The sequence below is a fragment of the Streptomyces sp. NPDC045470 genome (genome assembly GCF_040646595.1).
In the GTDB taxonomy this organism is placed as follows: Bacteria; Actinomycetota; Actinomycetes; order Streptomycetales; family Streptomycetaceae; genus Streptomyces.
Window position 1 is genome coordinate 1 of sequence record NZ_JBEZAN010000057.1, and the last position, 2,154, is coordinate 2,154.

At 67.9% G+C, this 2,154-nt stretch carries 2 protein-coding genes; both read left to right on the top strand.

The genetic code is table 11. The features are described from left to right. The first annotated feature begins 192 nt into the window (after positions 1-192). Complete coding sequence (locus AB0A97_RS41600) at positions 193-1,095, top strand: replication initiation protein (protein ID WP_041104741.1); 903 nt, start codon at positions 193-195, stop codon at positions 1,093-1,095. Further along, a complete protein-coding gene (locus AB0A97_RS41605; protein ID WP_041104739.1) occupies positions 1,092-1,340 on the top strand; it encodes an HTH domain-containing protein in 249 nt (82 codons plus the stop codon). The genes AB0A97_RS41600 and AB0A97_RS41605 overlap by 4 nt, the downstream gene beginning before the upstream one ends. The last annotated feature ends 814 nt before the right edge of the window (positions 1,341-2,154 follow it).

Here is a 2,154-nt window from a genome sequence, read left to right on the forward strand (position 1 = left end):
GACTGGGGCACCCTCTCGGCGTGCTCGGGAAGGGGTGCAGCCTGGGTGCGCAGCACCCGGTGTGCAGGTGGTCCCGGCAGTGGTCACCGCAGGGCCGGGGAGGGTGTGAGAGAGCGGCTTGTCGGGGGAAACATCTGACTTGGCTTCGCGTCCCACTTTGAACATGCGGGAGGTTCGTGCGAGGGTGTGCCCATGACGCTGACGACGCGAGACGCCCAGACGTGGGAGCAGATGTGGCTGCCGCTATGGCCGCTCGCATCGGATGACCTGCGGGCCGGGATCTACCGCACCGCACGCAAGGACGCACGCGGACGCCGGTACATCGAGGCCAACCCGCGATCCCTCTCGAACCTGCTGGTGGTGGACGTCGATCACGAGGACGCCCTCATGCGCGCGCTCTGGGACCGCCAGGACTGGCTCCCCAACGCGGTGGTGGAGAACCCGGAGAACGGGCACGCGCACGCGGTGTGGGCCTTGCAGGAGCCGGTCACGCGCACCGAGTACGCCCAGCGCAAGCCGCTGGCGTTCGCCGCGGCCGTCACCGAGGGCCTGCGCCGCTCCGTGGACGGAGACGCCGCCTACAGCGGTCTGATCACGAAGAACCCCGAGCACGGCTCCTGGCACACCTCCTGGACCTCTGACCGGCTCTACAGCCTCGGAGAACTGGCGAGCCGGCTGGAAGAGGCCGGCCACATGCCGGCGCCCGCCTGGCGACGCTCACGACGCCGCGCGCCGGTCGGCCTGGGCCGCAACTGTTCGATCTTCGAGACCGCCCGCGTGTGGGCCTACCGCGAGGTGCGCCACCACTGGGGCGACCCCGAAAGGCTGCGCCTGGCGATCGTCGAGCGCGTGCACGAGCTCAACGCCGGATTCTCCGAACCGCTCCCGCACCGGGAGGCCCTGGACATCGCCCACAGCATCCACCGCTGGATCACCACCTGCTCACGCATGTGGGCCGACGGCCCCGCCGTCTACGAAGCCACCTTCTCCACGATCCAGGCCGCACGAGGCCGCAAGGGCGGCACTAAGAGCGGCGAAACACGGACGCAGGAGCGTCAGGAGCGCGCCCGTTTGATCCTGGAGGAGAACGCATGAGCACCGGCCCCACACGCGCCAAGCGCAAGCAGTCCGCCCGCGAACTAGCCGAGCGATTCGGAGTCTCGCCGCGCACCATCCGCCGCACCGTCGCCCAGGAGCGCGCGGACTACTTGGCGGACGCCGCCGCGCGCCATGAACGCATCCGCGCCCTGCGCGCGGAAGGGCTCTCCATGCGCGCCATTGCCGCCAAGGAGGGCGTCACCGTCGGAACGGTGCACTACGCGATCCACAAGGACGATTGAGAAGAGGGCTGGACATGGCGCTTCGGAAGAAATCTCGGGCAGCTCTTGAAGCCCAGTTGAGGGAGATCGAAGACAGACTGAGCCGTCATCCGCTTGCCTCAACCCGAGTCAGGGAGGCGCACGCACTCATCGACGCTCATCCAGGGGAAGACCCAGGACGTACCTCCCGCAAGTTGGCCGAGAAGGGCCTGCCCGCGCTCGATGAGCTTGGCGCTCTCCAGCTCAAGAGTTCGATCTCGTGGTGGCGGCTGAACAGGTCGAAGAGGAAGGTCACGAAGAAGTTGGCCAGCTTGTAAAGAACCCGCAAGCAACCCAACGCGTCAAAACGGACGCCTCCAACGACTTCTGGCCCCCTGCGCCTGCACCCCCAGCACAGTGCAACGCATCCCGGCCTGACCAGGCCGCAAGCCACTTAGCACGGTTAAGTATCTAGCTTGCTCCGGCTCCGCCGGTCCGCACCCTCCTGCGCCCCTGCACGCCCTCCTGCTGCCTTCCGCCACCTCCTTCCCCCGTTCCCCCGCTTCACCGCACCCTCAGCCCCTCACCCGACTCAGCCACAGACCCCCAACCACATCGCTCGCTAATCCGCCGCACCCCACCCAGCCAATCCACCCGACCACGCACCCCACCCAGCCACCTCTTCCCGATCACTCCCCGACCACCTCACCAACCCCACTTGACTCCTCACTTGACCCCTCACAAACACCCTTCCCCGACCCTCACCCGCCCCGCCCAAACACCCCCTGCACCTCACCTCCCCGACACCACCCACTGGACGAGGGACGAGGAGAGTGGGAGGTGTCGGCGAGCTGAG